Origin of the sequence: Longimicrobium sp., from assembly GCA_036377595.1 — a bacterium.
GTDB lineage: Bacteria > Gemmatimonadota > Gemmatimonadetes > Longimicrobiales > Longimicrobiaceae > Longimicrobium.
In genome coordinates this window covers 95924-109597 of record DASUYB010000103.1, presented here as the reverse complement: position 1 = coordinate 109597, position 13674 = coordinate 95924, and the positions used below count along the sequence as shown (strand labels likewise).

16 protein-coding genes and 1 pseudogene are annotated in these 13674 nt (G+C 70.6%); 5 read left to right on the top strand and 12 right to left on the bottom strand.

What is annotated here, in order from left to right; all coding sequences use genetic code 11:
* Positions 1-241 precede the first annotated feature (241 nt).
* From VF092_16705 to VF092_16695, 3 genes are all read left to right on the top strand, one after another.
* Entirely contained in the window at positions 242-2782 is a 2541-nt protein-coding gene (locus VF092_16705) for a PAS domain S-box protein (protein ID HEX6748940.1), read from the top strand.
* Positions 2783-3127: 345 nt separating this feature from the next.
* Entirely contained in the window at positions 3128-3697 is a 570-nt protein-coding gene (locus VF092_16700; protein ID HEX6748939.1) for an RNA polymerase sigma factor, read from the top strand.
* Positions 3694-3984, top strand: coding sequence for a hypothetical protein (locus VF092_16695; protein ID HEX6748938.1), 291 nt, complete (start codon positions 3694-3696; stop codon positions 3982-3984). The genes VF092_16700 and VF092_16695 overlap by 4 nt, the downstream gene beginning before the upstream one ends.
* Positions 3985-4264: 280 nt before the next feature.
* Here the strand turns inward: VF092_16695 and VF092_16690 are convergent, their stop codons facing one another.
* From VF092_16690 to VF092_16640, 11 genes are all read right to left on the bottom strand, one after another.
* On the bottom strand, positions 4265-5386 hold the full coding sequence (locus VF092_16690; protein HEX6748937.1) for a S8 family serine peptidase: 1122 nt from the start codon (positions 5384-5386) through the stop codon (positions 4265-4267).
* Entirely contained in the window at positions 5383-6603 is a 1221-nt protein-coding gene (locus VF092_16685) for an efflux RND transporter periplasmic adaptor subunit (GenBank protein ID HEX6748936.1), read from the bottom strand. Before VF092_16685 ends, VF092_16690 begins: the two co-directional genes overlap by 4 nt.
* A gap of 98 nt (positions 6604-6701) precedes the next feature.
* Positions 6702-8513: an ABC transporter ATP-binding protein gene (locus VF092_16680; protein HEX6748935.1), complete on the bottom strand. Its 1812-nt coding sequence runs from the start codon at positions 8511-8513 to the stop codon at positions 6702-6704.
* Positions 8514-9034: 521 nt separating this feature from the next.
* On the bottom strand, positions 9035-9199 hold the full coding sequence (locus VF092_16675) for a hypothetical protein (GenBank protein ID HEX6748934.1): 165 nt from the start codon (positions 9197-9199) through the stop codon (positions 9035-9037).
* 40 nt (positions 9200-9239) lie between these two features.
* Positions 9240-9392: a hypothetical protein gene (locus VF092_16670; GenBank protein ID HEX6748933.1), complete on the bottom strand. Its 153-nt coding sequence runs from the start codon at positions 9390-9392 to the stop codon at positions 9240-9242.
* A 31-nt stretch (positions 9393-9423) separates the two neighbouring features.
* Positions 9424-9597, bottom strand: coding sequence for a hypothetical protein (locus VF092_16665; GenBank protein HEX6748932.1), 174 nt, complete (start codon positions 9595-9597; stop codon positions 9424-9426).
* 41 nt (positions 9598-9638) lie between these two features.
* Complete coding sequence (locus VF092_16660; GenBank protein ID HEX6748931.1) at positions 9639-9788, bottom strand: hypothetical protein; 150 nt, start codon at positions 9786-9788, stop codon at positions 9639-9641.
* A gap of 99 nt (positions 9789-9887) precedes the next feature.
* Entirely contained in the window at positions 9888-10136 is a 249-nt protein-coding gene (locus VF092_16655) for a hypothetical protein (GenBank protein HEX6748930.1), read from the bottom strand.
* An 11-nt stretch (positions 10137-10147) separates the two neighbouring features.
* Positions 10148-10417 carry a hypothetical protein gene (locus tag VF092_16650; GenBank protein ID HEX6748929.1) on the bottom strand — a complete coding sequence of 90 codons (270 nt, stop codon included), beginning with the start codon at positions 10415-10417 and terminating at the stop codon, positions 10148-10150.
* Between the two features lie 67 nt (positions 10418-10484).
* Entirely contained in the window at positions 10485-10652 is a 168-nt protein-coding gene (locus VF092_16645) for a hypothetical protein (protein ID HEX6748928.1), read from the bottom strand.
* Between the two features lie 45 nt (positions 10653-10697).
* Positions 10698-10946, bottom strand: coding sequence for a hypothetical protein (locus VF092_16640; GenBank protein HEX6748927.1), 249 nt, complete (start codon positions 10944-10946; stop codon positions 10698-10700).
* Between the two features lie 781 nt (positions 10947-11727).
* On the opposite strand from VF092_16640, the pseudogene VF092_16635 reads away from it, so the two are divergent.
* Positions 11728-11844, top strand: a pseudogene (locus VF092_16635) (IS5/IS1182 family transposase).
* A gap of 158 nt (positions 11845-12002) precedes the next feature.
* The gene (locus VF092_16630; protein HEX6748926.1) at positions 12003-13061 is read left to right on the top strand and encodes a hypothetical protein; all 1059 of its coding nucleotides are present in this window, start codon (positions 12003-12005) and stop codon (positions 13059-13061) included.
* 377 nt (positions 13062-13438) lie between these two features.
* Here the strand turns inward: VF092_16630 and VF092_16625 are convergent, their stop codons facing one another.
* Complete coding sequence (locus tag VF092_16625) at positions 13439-13627, bottom strand: hypothetical protein (protein ID HEX6748925.1); 189 nt, start codon at positions 13625-13627, stop codon at positions 13439-13441.
* Positions 13628-13674: the final 47 nt, after the last annotated feature.

Here is a 13674-nt window from a genome sequence, read left to right as displayed (position 1 = left end):
GGCCGCAGAGGTCGCAGAGGACTATCACGCAGTTCCTCTGCTGCCTCTGCTGCTCTGCGTGAGATTCTTTTTCGCAATCGGCCGGTCTGCGACAGAGGAGGAAATCCGGCTTTCGCTGAATCGGCGGGCGGCCGGAAGGTGTCCGAAACTTGCATCCTCCACCGGGCTTCTCCGGCGCGGGTCCACCAGGTGGACCCGGATTGATTCGCGCGCACATCGCAACCCCATCCAGACACGCGCGGTGCAGCTCGCGACCCACGGCTCCAGGCAGGATCCTCCCGCCGATCTCCGCGCGGATGCGCCGCATGTCGCCGCCCGGTACGCGGCGGCGCTCGTCACCGTCGCCGCCGCGGCGGGCTTCTGCGCGCTGCTGCGGCCGTGGATCGCGCCCAACTTCCTCGTCGTCTTCCTCTTCGCCGTGGTCCTGGCCGCGTGGTACGGCGGGCTGGGGCCCGGCATCGTGGCCAGCATCCTTTCCGTCGTCGCCGTCGACCTCTTCTTCCTCTCCCCCGGCGACCCGCTCAGCGTGCGCGGGCCGGGCGAGGCGGTGAAGCTGGGGTTCTTCGTCGCGGCGGGATACATCGCCAGCGTGCTGAACCAGCGCCTGATCGACGCGCGCCGCCGGGCCGAGCGCGAGGCGGCCGAGGCGGCGCAGCTGGCCGGGCAGCTCCAGGAGCAGGCGGTGGAGCTGGAGGTGCAGGCCGAGGAGATGCAGTCGCTGAACGAGGAGCTGCAGCAGCAGATCGACGAGTCCGAGGCGCTGCGCCGGGGGGTCGAGGCCGCGCACGAGCGCCTGGAGGCGGCGCACGGCGAGACGCAGCGTGCGGGCGACCGGCTGCGGCAGATCCTGGAGACGATGGCCGAGGGGGTGCTCCTGGTCGCGTCCGACGGCCGCATCACCTTCGCCAACCAGGCGGCGGCGCGCGTCCTGGGCATCCCGCGCGAGGAGCTGGTGACGATGCACCGCGGCGACCCGCGGCTGGCGGCCTTCCGCGGCGACGCTCCCCTCCCGCTGGAGGAGGGGCCCGCGGGGCGCGTGCTGCGGACGGGCGAGACGGTCCTCGGCGACGAGGTGGAGCTCACGCGCGGCGGCCGGCGGGTGGCGCTGCGGGTGAGCGCCGCGCCGCTGCACGCCCAGGGCGACGGCGTGGTGGTGACGATCGACGACGTGACCGCCCAGCGCGAGGCCGCCGCCGCGCTGCGCCAGAGCGAGGCGCGCTTCCGCACCATGGCCGACAGCGCGCCGGTGATGATGTGGACGGCGGGGCCCGACGCGCTCTTCGACTGGGTGAACCGCCCCTGGCTGGAGTTCACCGGGCGGGGGATCGACGACGAGCTGGGGAACGGCTGGGCCGACGGCGTGCACCCGGACGACTACCAGCGGTGCATGACCCTCTACCTCTCCAGCTTCGAGGCGCGGCGCGAGTTCCGCATGGAGTACCGCCTGCGCCGCCACGACGGCGAGTATCGCGCGGTCCTCGACCACGGCTTCCCCCTCGTCACCGCCGAGGGCGCGCTCGCCGGCTACATCGGCTCGTGCATCGACATCACCGAGCTGCGCGAGGCGGGCGACCAGCAGCGCTTCCTGGCCGACGCGGGAACGGTGCTTTCCTCGTCGCTCGACTACACCGAGACGCTGCGGCGCGTAGCCCGCCTGGCCGTGCCCGTGATGGCGGACGTGTGCGTGATCGACGTGCTGGACGAGGGCAGGATCGAGCGCGTCGACGCCGCCAACGCCGACGCCGCGCAGGACGCCGCCGCGCGCCGCCTGCTGGACTTCACCCCCAGCCTCGTCTCCTCCGACCCCGTGGCGGTGGTGATGCGCACCGCGCACCCGCTGGTGGTGAACGACGGCGCGGCGCCGCCGGGCGTGGCCGAGCTGCAGCCGGAAGACACCGTCCGCGAGCTGGGCGTGCGCGCGTACATGGCCGTCCCGCTGGTGGCCCGCGGCCGCGTGCTGGGCTCTATCCTGCTCTGCGCGACGACGTCGGGCAGGCGCTACGACGACGTGGAGCTGGAGCGCGCGGAGGAGCTGGCGCGCCGCGCGGCGTTCGCGGTGGACAACGCGCGGCTGTACCAGCGGGCGCTGGAGGCCAACCGCGCCAAGAACGACTTCCTGGCGGTGATGAGCCACGAGCTGCGCACGCCGCTGAACGCCATCCTGGGCTACACGGACCTCTTCCTGATGGGGATTCCCGCCGCGCTGCCGGAGCCGCTGGCGCCGCAGGTGGGGCGGATGCAGAGCGCCGCGCGCCACCTGCTGGAGCTGATCGACGAGATCCTGACCTTCGCGCGGATCGAGGCGGGGCAGGAGGAGGTCCGCGCCGCGCCGGTGGCCGTCTCCGCGCTGGTGGAGGAGGTCGCCGCCCTGGTGGAGCCGCTGGCGCTGGAGCGGGGGATCGGGTTCGAGGTGCGCGGACCGGACCCGGACTTCACCCTGGTGGCCGACGGGCGGAAGGTGCGGCAGGTGCTCACCAACCTGCTGGGGAACGCGGTGAAGTTCACCGACCGGGGGAAGGCGACGCTGGAGGCGCGGAGGGACGGCGACGCGGCTGCGTTCGTGGTGGGCGACACGGGGATGGGGATCTATCCCGACCAGCTGGAGCGGATCTTCGAGCCTTTCTGGCAGGCCGAGCAGGGGCTGATCCGCGAGCACGGCGGCTCGGGGCTGGGCCTCAGCGTCGCCCGCCAGCTCGCGCGCTTGATGGGCGGCGACATCACCGTCCGCAGCACGCCGGGGAGAGGAAGCGAGTTCACGTTCACGGTGCCGGTCGAGGCGTGAAGTGCTGAGTGCTGAGTGCGCGCGGGCTGATGATGGAGCGCTGGGCGGACGGGCGTGCGGCCGCGGCATCCTTGGCCCCCCACCCCGCGCTTCGCGCGACCCTCCCCCCAAAACCGACTGGGGGGAGGGTGATTCTCAACTCACCGCCCGACGCCATCCTGAGGCCAGCCAGCCCGTAATCGGCGTCTGCACAACAGCTTGCAGGCCGCAGGGATCTGTGGCCGTGTCAGCACGCGATCCTGGTCGGACGCACAAGCATCTTCCCCAATTCGAACACCTGGCCCGCCCCGAGGGCTCTCTACCAGCGCGAGGGTAGAGACGCCACCCGCACCGCATCTCCAGACCATGCAGCGCGACACCCGCGAGAGCTTCCAGGTGCTGAGGGCACAGGCCGGCGACCGGGCCGCGTTCGAGGCGCTGCTGGCCGGAGTGCAGGCGCCGCTGCACGGCTTCGTCACCAGCGTGGTGGGCGACCGCGCGCTGGCGGACGACGTGCTGCAGGAGGTGTTCGTGCGGATCTGGCGGAAGCTGCGATGGCTGCGCGAGCCGGCGCTGTTCCGCCCGTGGGCGTTCCGCATCGCGGCGCGGGCAGCGATGAGGCACGCCCGCCGCGAGCGCCGGCTGCGCGAGCGCTGGGCGGACGACGCGGCACTGGAGCACGCCCCCGCGCCCGAGCCGCCGGAGCGCATCGACCCGGCGCTGGCGGCGCGGCTGCGCGAATCGATGGCGGCAGTGTCGCCGGCCAGCCGGGCGGTGCTGGACCTCCACTACCTGCAGGAGCTCACCCTCGCCGAAACCGCGGCCGTGCTCGGCATCTCCGCCGGCACCGCCAAGTCGCGGCTCGCCTACGGCCTCCGCGCGCTGCGCCGGGCGCTGGACGCCGGCCCCACTTCCATCGAACGAGGAACCCCATGAGCGACCTGGACCGCATTCGCAGATCCGCGCTGGACGAGATCGACCGCCGCGAGCGGTGGTTCAAGCTGAGCCTGGCGGGCGCCGTGCTGGTCGAGGCGATCCTGCTGCTCGCCTTCCTGCTGCTGGCGGACCTGCACGACCGCACGCACCTGCTCCTGCTCGTGTCCGCGGTGCTCGTCTACTCCACGCTGGCGCTGGGGTTGGCGGCGCTCGGCGCGCACGTCAGCCGCACCGGCGCGCGCATCCTGGCCGCGCTGGAGCTGGCGCACGCGGGAGCGCCGCGATGAGCGCCCGCGTCACCCGCAACGCGATCCTCGCCGCCGCGCTGGTCGAGGCGCTGGTGATCGTCGCCTTCGTCTGGCTCACCCTCCGCCGGTGATTTTTCTCTCACGGAGGGCACAGAGGTCACAGAGGAAAAAACGAATTCCTCCGTGACCTCTGTGCCCTCTGTGAGAGCCCTTCTTTCTTCCTTCCGTCCCACGAAAAGAAAGGGCTCACGCAGAGTCAGCAGGGCCAGCAGTTTGTTCTCTGCTGACCCTGCTGACTCTGCGTGAGCCCAAAGACAGTCTACACCGCCGCGGGCGTTCGCCGGCGGCGCCGGGGCTTCGTCTCCGCCGGCTCGTCCTTCTTCGCCTCCGCCGCCTCGTCCTTCTTCACCGGACGCTTCTTCGCCGCGGGCCTGGCGGCGGTCGCGGCCTTCGCGCGCGGGCGGCGCGGCTTGGCGCCGTTGTCGGACGCGGTGGGCGCGGGAGTCTCCACCACCTCCGCGGCAGCCTTGCGGCGGGAACGGCGGGGCGCCGGCGCCTTGGCCTCCGCCGCCTCGCCCTTCTTCCGCGACGGCTTCTTCGCCGCCTTGGACTTGGCGGCCGCCGCCTTCGCACGCGGCCGGCGCTTCGGCTTCTCCTCGGCGGGGGCGGAGACCACCTCGAGGGCGTACTGCGGCAGCAGCTCGCGGATCTCCTCGAGCCCGGCGCCGGGATGGCGCTCCATCAGCAGGCACACGATCCCGGTGATGTTCGGCGCCGCGAAGCTGGTGCCGTGCTTGATCTGCTGCTCGCCGCGCAGCCAGATCACCGGCTGCTCCACCCCCCACGCCTGGCACTCCATCGCCTCGTCGTGCAGGTAGCGGTACTCGTACGGCGACCCGAAGCGCCCCGCCGACACGCCGATCACCGGCTCGAAGATGGCCGGGTAGCTCCAGTCCTTGGAGTTGTGCCCCGCGGCCACCACGATGATCCCCTGCTGCCGCGCCTTCTCGCACGCGATGTACAGCGGCTGCAGCGTGCCCTCGAGGGTGGTTCCCAGGCTCAGGTTCACCACGTTCACGCCGCGCTCGATGGCGTACAGGATCCCCGCCTGCAGCGTTCCCGGGCTGGTCTCCAGGTCGCGCCCGAACACGCGGATGGGCACGACCTGGGCATCCGGGGCGATGCGCAGGATCTGGTGGATGCACGCCGTGCCGTGGCCCACGCGGTCGTGGTCGTCGTCGGTGCGCAGCATGGCCAGGTCGTCCTCGGGGTCGACCAGTCCGATCCCCGGAAGGACGCGCGGATCGTCGCAGTTGCGGTCCCACCCGCTGTCGATCACCCCGACGAGCAGCCCGCGTCCCGTGGGCCGCCCCAGCCCGTCGGCCACCCACTCCGGCGGATCGAAGGGCGCGGGCGGCCCGAAGCGTGCCCCGTCGGTCACTTCCCCAGCTTCTCGGTCAGGTAGTTCCATAGCAGCGTGATGATGCGTCCGCTCTTGGTGATCACGTTCCCCTGCACCGAATACCCCCGGCGGAAGTTTTCGATGCCCATCTTCTCCAGCTGCGAGCGTTCCAGCGTGGCGGTGATGCGGTAGACGCCCGGCCCCGCCTGCCCGCCCGCCGCCGCGCCCGGCTGCTGCCCGCCCGCGCCGGCCTGCGCCCCCTGCAGCGCCAGCGGCTCGGGGGCCACGTAGTCCACCCGCCCGCCCAGCAGCTGGCGTTCGGACTGGTCGAAGGCGGGAAGCTCCACCTTCACCGAGTCGCCCACGTGGATCTTGTGCACGTCGCGCTCGCTGACGTTCAGCTGCACCCGCCACTGCGTCGTCCCCCCCAGCTCCATCAGCTGCTCGCCCTCGCGCACGAAGGCGCCGTTCAGCCGCTCCAGCTGCTCGGTCAGCACCACCCCGTCCACCGGCGCGGCGATGGTCAGCTTGCCCAGCCGCGCCCGCACCGCGGCGATCTGCGCGCGCAGCTGGTCCATCTGCGTCCCCAGCTTCTCGCGGTCGAAGCGCGACAGCTCCTGCAGCCCGCCCTCGGCGCCCGACACGCGCAGCTCGGCCTGGGCGCTGCGCACCTCGCTGACCGCCTGGTCGAGCGTCACGTGCGTCCCCGGCACGTAGGCGGCCAGGAGCGAATCGGCGTTGGTCCCCAGGTCGTACTCCACCATCCGCTGGCGGAGGGTGGCCATCGCGGCCGCGAGCCGCTGGCGGGTCTGGGCGGCGCGCTGGAGGTTCTGCTCGCGCTGCAGCGGGTCGGCGGTGGCGCTGCGCTGGCGGTCGATCTCGGCCGCGCGCAGCTGCGCCTCGAGCTGGGCCAGCGACGAGCTGAGCTCCACCGTGTCCATGCGGACCAGCACCTGGCCGCGATGGACGGTGTCGCCGGTCTGCACCAGCACCTCGCGCACCGGGCCGCCCTCCAGCGCGCGCACCGGGTAGAGGCCCACGGGCTCCAGCACGCCGGCCGCCTTCACCGTCACGTCCATCCTCACGATCGACGCCACCAGGAACGCGGTGGCCGCCAGGAGCGCCACCAGCGTCAGCGTCATCCCCACCGAGCGGCGGACGAAGCGCGAGCCGGGCTGCCCCTCGTCGGGAATCTCGGGAAGCCGCAGCGGGATCACGTCGGGATCGGGCCCGGCCTTCTTGGGGATGGGGCTCATGCTGGTGCTCGGGTCGTCTCGTGGTGCGCGCGCGCCGCCGGCAGCGGGGCGCGCGCGCTGGGATCACGTCTCACGTCGGGATGCCGGAAGGTCCGGGATCAGACCGTCTGCGGGACGGCGCGCAGGCGCCGCACCTCTTCCACGTTGCCGCCGCCGTGCAGCAGGCGGTAGGTCTCGTTGTCGCGGTAAAGCTCCGCGTGCGTGCCCACCCCGGCCACGCGCCCCGCCTCGATCACGCAGATCTGGTCGGCCAGCGCGGCGGTCTGCACGCGGTGGGTCACGAAGATGATGGTCTTCCCCTGCAGCCGCTGGAAGAGGTCGCGCAGGATCTCCGTCTCGGTCTGCATGTCGATGTTGCTGGTGGCCTCGTCGAGGAGCAGCACCGGCGTGTCGCGGATCAGCGCGCGGGCCAGCGCCATCCGCTGCCGCTGCCCGCCCGAGAGGGTGGCGCCCCACTCGGCCACGCTGGTGTCGTAGCCCTTGGGCAGGTCGGCCACCAGCGAGTCGAGCCGGCAGAGCCGCACCGCGTCGTCGACCTCGGCGCGGGTCACGCGCTCGGCGCCCAGCGTCAGGTTCTCCCAGATGGTGCCCTGCATCAGCGAGAACTCCTGCCACACCACGCTCACCTGGCGCCGCAGGTCGCTCATCGACATCGAGGTCACGGGCACGCCGTCCACGAACACCTGCCCCGCGTCCGGGTCCTCCATGCGCGTGATCAGGCGCAGCAGGCTGCTCTTCCCCGCGCCGCTGGGGCCCACGATGGCCGTCACGCCGCCGCGCGGGAAGTGCAGGGTCACGTCGTGGATGACGCGCTTTTCCTCGGTGTAGCCGAAGGACAGGTCGCGCAGGCGGACGTCGCCCTCGATCTGGTGCTCGATGGGGCCGTGCGGCTCGTAGGCGCCGGCCGGGTCCTGCTCCACCGGCTTGTCGAGGTACTCGAACATGCGCCCCAGGTTCACCGCGGTCTGCTGGAAGTCGGAGAACAGCCCGGTGATCTGCTGGAGCGGGTTGTACAGGTACCCCATGTAGGCGGTGAAGGCGATGTAGTCGCCCAGCGACATGTCGCCCTGCACGATCAGCGTCCACCCGTACCAGGTGAACACCGCCGTCCCCAGCGCGCGCACCACCGCGGTGATGGTGGTGAACACCTGGCTCCACGCGTTGGCCTTGAGCTGCACCTGCAGCGCCTGCTGGATCTGGTCGCGGGCACGCCCGTACACGGCGTGCTCCATGGCCATCACCTTGAGCGTGCGGATATGGCTCAGCACCTCCACCTGGTAGGCGCCCAGGTCGGCGTACGCCTCGGCGCTCTTCTTCCAGAAGCGCCGCAGCAGCCGGGCCGACGCGGTGGTGATGGCCACCGTCAGGGGGATGGTGATCAGCGAGACGATGGCCAGCTTCCACTGCAGCACGAACAGGAAGGGCGGCACCAGGATCAGGTACACGCCGTTCACGAACAGCGTCTCGAACACGCGGCTCACGCTGTTCAGCGAGTTGCGCACGTCGGCGAAGCGCGACACGATCTCGCCCACGCGGTGCTCGTCGAAGAAGCGCGTGCGCAGGTGCTGCAGGTGGTTGAAGAAGAGGAGCGAGGTGGCGTTGGAGAGGTGGTTGGTGGTGTAGGAGGTGAAGTAGGTGCGGATGGCCGACATCACCGCCGACGCCACCGAAACCGCCAGGATCCCCGCGACCAGCACCTCCATGAGGGTGAGGTTGCGGGTGGGATACACCTCGTCGATCAGCAGCTTGGACAGGTACGGCGTGACCATCCCCAGCAGCCCCAGCACGAGTCCGAGCGCGATCCCCTTGCCCAGCGGCCCCCAGTAGCGGCGGATGAGCCGCAGCAGCCTGAGGAACTGCTGGAACGCCTCTCGAAGCGGCGGGATCTCCGCGTGCTGGGACGGGGGCATGTAAGGTACATCGCTGGGGGTGCGGGCCCGCGGCCATGTGCCGGGAGCCAGGGACGGACCGCGGTGGGGCGATCCCTCTTTTGCGGTCAGGTTCTCAAGATAACAGCATTCCCCGGTTCACGCGACAGGGTAGGTCGCAGCGTGGTGTGGCGGATTTCTCGGCGGAATCCGTGAGTCCTCCCACGACGTGTCCCAACATCCCCTTACAAGAACGCGCGGCGCTGGCCGAAGCGGACCCTCGCGCCTCCACGAGCCGATCTACCCCGCGCACGGAAGCGGCCATCTTACATGAGAAATGGGACATCGCTGCGGACGCGAAGTCCCCTCGTGCTCGCCGGGGAGCAGCGGGTCCGGGGCCGCCGGTCCGGCATGCGCTGAGTATCTCGGATTTTTCGATCGAGGGGTGATCCCGGCCGGCCGCCCGTGAAGCGGCCTGTGACGATTTCCCTCGATCGAATCGGTCCAGGATGCCGGCCCCGGCGGCGGACCCGCAGGATCCGCCGCCGGAGCCGGGGAGCGCGTCAGCCGGTGCAGCCCGGCTGGAAGGTGTCGGGGCAGCACGCGGTGCGCAGGCACGAGTGGCCGGGGGTGGCCTCGGCGCCGTGCACGGTGCCCTCGCCGGCGGACTCGCCCGCGGCGAACGATTCGACGCGCAGCTCGGCCACGTCGAGCGTCAGCTTCTGCATGGTTGTACTCCTCGTGGGATGGGAAAGGTTTCGCGTCCCGTCAGCAGGACGTGATCTCGGTGCAGCCGCGCGACGACGGGCATGCGTCGAGGCGCGAGGGGCGCAGGATGTCCTCGAGCGCGGCGGGGGGGGCCGTCCGGGGGTCGAACGACTCCACCGAAACGGCGTCCACGTCCAGCTTCAGCTTCTCCATGGTGTGCCTCCTGGTCTGGAGATCCGTGGGCTCAGCAGGGCGAGATCTCGGTGCAGCCGCGCGCCGACGGGCACGCGTCGATGGCCGAGCAGCGGCGCCCGCTGACGAAGTCGTTGCCCAGCACGGTGCCGCGCTCGTCGCGAACATCGGCCACGTCGAAGCTCTCCACGGCGATCGCGTCGAGGTCGAGTCTCAGCTTCTCCATCGTCTTGCTCCTCTGGTGGGAAGGGTTGGTGATCGCGCCGCTCAGCAGAGCGACGTGGCGCACAGGCGCGACGGGCACGCGTCGATGGCGGAGCAGGGGTGCCCGCTCAGGGCGTCGCGCGCCGGGCCGGCGGCGTCGGCGTCGAAGCTCTCCACGGCGATGGCTTCGAGGTCCAGCTTCAGCTTGGGCATCGGTCGATCTTCTCCCGCTGGGGATGAGAGGACTCGCGCGGAGCCGCGGCACGTGACCGCGGCTCCGCGCGCGAAACGGCGCCGGAGGCCGGCGCCGGCTCAGACGATGATGATCGGGTCGCGCGGCGGCGCGCAGCCGTCGGTGTACACCGGGCACGGGTTGGAGCACAGGTCTCCGCAGGTGTCCGGCTGGTTGGTGCAGCGGCAGGTCTTCCAGTCGGTGGTGGGGATCAGCGCCACCTCGTCGCTGTCGTGCCCGCGCACGGTGCCGCCCGCCGACGGCGCGTCGTCGAGCGTGAAGGTGTCGACGGAGAGCGCGCCGACGTCGAGCTTCATCTTCCTCCGCATCGCTCCTCCGCTCAGGCGCAGGTGTCGCAGGGCATCGTCCGGCAGCTGCACCCCGTCACGCAGGTGATGTAGCAGGTGTCGCCCTGGCAGGTGAAGGCGCAGGTGTTCGGACAGGTCTTCCACAGCGTGGCGGTGATGGCCACCTCGCCGTCGTCGATGGGCTGCGCGACGCAGAGGTCGGGGTCGCTCTCCCGCGCGCGCACGGTGCCCAGCCCCCGCGCCTCACCGGTTTCGAACGCGTCGACCGCGAGCTGCTCCAGATTCAGCCTGAGCTTCTTCATCGTACGTACTCCCCCGGGTCGAGGTGATGAACACGGCGCGCCGCGGCGAACCGCCGCGGCCCGCCGGTCAGCAGGTGCAGGTGCGGTAGCGGGTGACGGGGCAGCAGACCGTGTCGTAGCACGAGTGCGCCTGCGTCACCGCCTCGTGCGCGGCCACCGTCCCCCCGCCGCCGCCGGCGTCCACCGCGAACGAGTCGACGGCGAGGCGGTCCAGGTCCAGGCTCAGCTTCTTCATCTCACCCTCCCCTTAGATCCAGGGTCGACCGGACCGGGCGCGGCCTCAGGTGCAGGTGGTGCAGCCGGGTTCCGTGCGAATGCACGAGAGATTGCAGGTGTACAGGCCCGGGCAGGTGTCGCACGTCTTGGCCCAGGTGACGGGCACCGTGATGGCGACCTGGTCGTCCCCCGGCTGCAGGCACACCTCGACGTCGCTGTCGGAATGCGCCTGGATGGTTCCCACGCCGTACGCCTCGCCGGTGCGGAACGAGTCGACCTCGAGCTGATCCAGGTCCAGTCTGAGCTTGCGCATGTCCGTCCTCCTGGCCGGTGTTGACAGGGTGCGGCCGCGCGGGCGCGCGTCCGCCGGTGGTCGGCAGTGCTCCGGGGTATCGTGGTGAACCCGTCGCACGTCCGGGGGCACTGCAACGACGGCGGGCCGCATCTCCCCTCGCGAGGGATGCGGCCCACCCGAAACCGTCAGCTTCGCCCAGCCACGGCACGACAGGCGCGCTCGCCATCGCGACACGCGCAGGTGCGGCCGGTCTGGATCGAGATCGCGCTCATCGGCTTGTCCCCTGCTGCGAGGTGCGGCCCTTCACGCACCCGGTGTGACTCATCCCCATCACCAGCGGCCGAAAACGAGCGGAGATCGACTGCATCTCCATCCCCTTTCCGCGACCGCGTCCCGGTCACCCACGAATCGGGCGGGCGTTTAGTTTAGGCCATCGATCGGAGGTTGCCAAGTCTTTCGGAGATGATGTCTCCGCTGCGCCCACCTGATGTCGCAGTTGGGATCATCCGGGATGCGGATTGGCCCAGAAGCGCGCGCAGATACACGCAAATGACAGCGCCGCGCCCACGCGTTACGACGAGCATGTAGGCAGCGGTCCATCTACCGGATTCGATCCGGCTTTGCTACCGCGACGGACGTTTGGAGACGCATTAGCGCTGCACCGGCCTCTCACGTTCCGAGTGGAGGCCGTTTCCCGGGTGGTGGACGCACGGATTGGAGTGGGCGAGTCCACTCCCGCGAAACTCACCGTGGTGGAGGGCTGTTATGCACTCTGTACATCTCGTGTTAGATTCGATGCATGTCGAATCGCAAAAAGTACCCGACTGATGTCAGCGACGAGGAATGGACCTTCGTCGCACCGTGTCTGGCCCTGACAGACCTGTCGGAGGCACCGCAAGGGCTTGTGCCGTTACGGAACAGCGGCGCCGTGACGCGCGACGGGCGATATCTCGGGAGCTACCTGCTGCCCCGGGTAGCGGACGACATTGCCTGGGGAAACGGCGGCCTGTACGTCGTCTACAACGATCCGTATCCGCACCGGGCGCTCCTGCGCCCGCACGGACGCCGCCTTCCGTGATCCGGCTTCTCGCCCAAGGCCGCAACTGGCTCCGGACGCCGCTGACCCTGTTGCCGCGCGCCGTCGCTGCAAGCATGCTGCTGCTCGCGGCGATGGCCGGCGCGGCTCGTGCCCAGGCGGCTCCGGACACGACGCCGGACATAGAGTTCATCGGGCTGAGGCGGTGGACGGTGCAGATGATCCGGGACACCATGGCCGTGAAGGCCCCCGGCGCCCCGCTGGGGCAGTGCGCGGTGGTCCTGGAGGCGATCGGGTTCCCGTCCGCCAGCTCGGCGGAATTCATCCGCGACGGGCACCGGCACATCGTGGTGACGCTGGTGGAGCCCGCGGACTCGGCACGGGTGAGGCTGCGGGTGGAGCGGCCGGACTCTAGCTCGGATCGACCCGGATGGCGCGAGGTGGATTCGCTCTTCCGCGCGCGCAATCCGGCGTTTCTCACCGCCGTTTCGCTGGTCGACGTGCACCGCGCGGGAAACGAGGCCGCGGAGCGGGCTGCGCTGCGCCCGGCGCGCGGAGATTCGGCGGACGTCCGGCGGGTCTGGGCGTTTCTCGACGCGCACCGTTCGACGCGTGACCTCGAGGAGGCGCTGTGGGTGCTCGCGACGGATGGGAACTCCGCGAACCTTGCGGTTGCGGTCGCGCTTCTGGGCAACTTCGCCGAGCACGAGCCGGCATGGTGGGCGCTGATGGATGCGCAGCGCTCCTCGCGAGGTGCGGTTGCCGCAACCGCCATCCAGGTGCTGCGATCGATGACGCAGCGTCACGTCCCGACGGTCGACTGGCGGCCGGCAGCAGCCTCCATTCGAGCCCTGCTGGCAGGAACCAACGTATTCGCCTTCGCTCAGACGCTGGATGTGCTCCGTACGACACACGTGTCTCCCGGGCTGGCTGTCGAACTTCTGGGAAACGGCAACGGAGATCTCGTGCTGGCCCACCTGGGGGCCGCGGAACCGTTCCTGAGGGAGACTACGCGCGGGTTCCTCGTGCAGGTCTCCGGACAGGACCTGGGCGATGACGCGGCAGCCTGGGCAAACTGGCTCGCAGGGCTGCGGTAGTCACGGCCGGTCGCAACGAGCCCCGCTCCGGCGATGGAGGCGATCACCTCGCCCCGCTCTTTGACGCTCGGCTGCGTCGGGGCTGGAGTCGCCGGATACAAGCAAAAGTACATCGCCGCCCTCGTGCTTCGGACGAGCACGAGGGCGGCGATGTACTTTTGCTGCGCCAGTTCTGCGCTACCGCGGGCGCGGGAGGTTGGGCGACGTGATCCGCGTCACCAACACGCTCGCACAGCCAGCGATCTCAACCGATTCGATCGGGGGATGACGAGCACGCCTGATTTCTGCGCGGATGGAGAATCATCCCCTTTTTCAAAAATCCGCGATACTCAGCGCACTTCCCCGCATCGCCCCGGCACGCGTGGAGGCGTCTGCGCTCAGCCGCACTCGCAGGTGGAGCCGCAGGTGGCCTGCGCGATGCACGCCGTGTGGTAGCAGCTCACCACGCAGGTGCCGTTGATCGAGGTCACCTGCGCCTCCACGGTCCCCATCTCCGCGCGCGAGGCGGCGTCCGCGGCGAACGACTCCACGCCGAGCGCAGCCAGGTCCAGCTTCAGCTTCTTCATCGTTCACTCCACGGGTTGTGTCCGTCCCTGTGCCGGGCAGGCACGGG